General features: G+C 44.8%; 1 protein-coding gene. It reads right to left on the reverse strand.

The features are described 5' to 3' along the window. Window positions 1–236: 236 nt before the first annotated feature. Window positions 237–1,278, reverse strand: a 1,042-nt coding sequence (gene tnpC, locus OCV82_RS15120) for an IS66 family transposase (RefSeq protein WP_154045210.1), incomplete at its 5' end; no start/stop codon positions are given.

Here is a 1,278-nt window from a genome sequence, read left to right on the forward strand (position 1 = left end):
CCTGTCAACGGAACATTTTCTACGCCAGTAGTGATAGGTTGAATAACTTACACCTATCTGTTGAAGGTACGACTTCAACGGCAGTTCGCTTTGTTGCACCTGCAATTCTAATTCTTCGGTAAGTATTCGGCCAACTACAGGTATTAAACCTTTATATACAACAATAGCGACTGTCACTATGAACCTAATAGTATCAGCCGCTATTGTTTTGTTGAACCCATATGTTACAATTTATATCAGTTACAAGATTCCTCCTTTTGCCTTGTCAGTACACATTCCGGATGTTTCAACTTCCATTTATGTGGAAGTAGATTCAAAAGTTCTTCTTGGGTTGCCTTTTTGTGATAAGGCATTTGTGCGATAACATCGTTCAGGTATACCCTGGGATTTACCCCGTGCGCCTTACATGTGGCCAGCAGAGAACATATGACAGACATATTAACCGCAGCTTCGTGATTACCACAGAAAAGAAAATTTTTTCTGCTCAGAGTGATGGGCCGTTGGACATTTTCCGCCAGATTGTTGTCCCAGTACAGGCGGCCATCGTCCAGACATCTCATAATATTATCCCATTTGGTATAGGCATATGTTATGGCCTTGCCTGTCAAAGAACTTGGACTGTATTTAATTCCTTCTGTCTCCATCCATACCTTCATTGCCTCCATGATTGGCCTGGACAGTTCCTGACGCGTCTGTCTGCGCTCATCATATGACAGGCCGGCTTCGTCACACTGGCGTTCTATTTTATAGATATGCTGTATCTGAGTCAGTGCATGTTGCGCCATCTCCCTGTTTTCATCCAAAGCCTGCTCAAAATGACGGCGTATATGCACCAGGCAGTTGAGTAGCCGCACGTCGGGGTTGGTCTTGAAGGCTGTTTCATAACCTGCAAAACCGTCACATTGAAGATATCCCTTGAAGTTATATTGATTTGCCAGGGATTCGATGACCGCTCCGGCCCGTGATCCCCCGTCGTAATGGAAGATGACCAGTTTCTCCATGACTGATCTTACCATCCAGAGATATTCCTTGTCGGCTCTGTGTTTTTCTCTGTTAATGACCGGAACTGTAGTTTCATCCGCCTGTACATAGTCACAGGAGAAGACTTCCCATTTGAGTTCTTCATACAGAGGCTTAAGCAGTTCCACGGTTTTCTTGAACCAGCCGTCCAGTGTACTTTCGGTAAGGCCTTTCATTCCAAGATGGCGGTATTGCTGTATCTGACGGTAGAACGGGACATGATATTCATACTTCTGAAGCAGTATCTCGGCAAGCAGG

The organism is Bacteroides cellulolyticus (genome assembly GCF_025567135.1).
Classification (GTDB): Bacteria; Bacteroidota; Bacteroidia; order Bacteroidales; family Bacteroidaceae; genus Phocaeicola; species Phocaeicola cellulolyticus.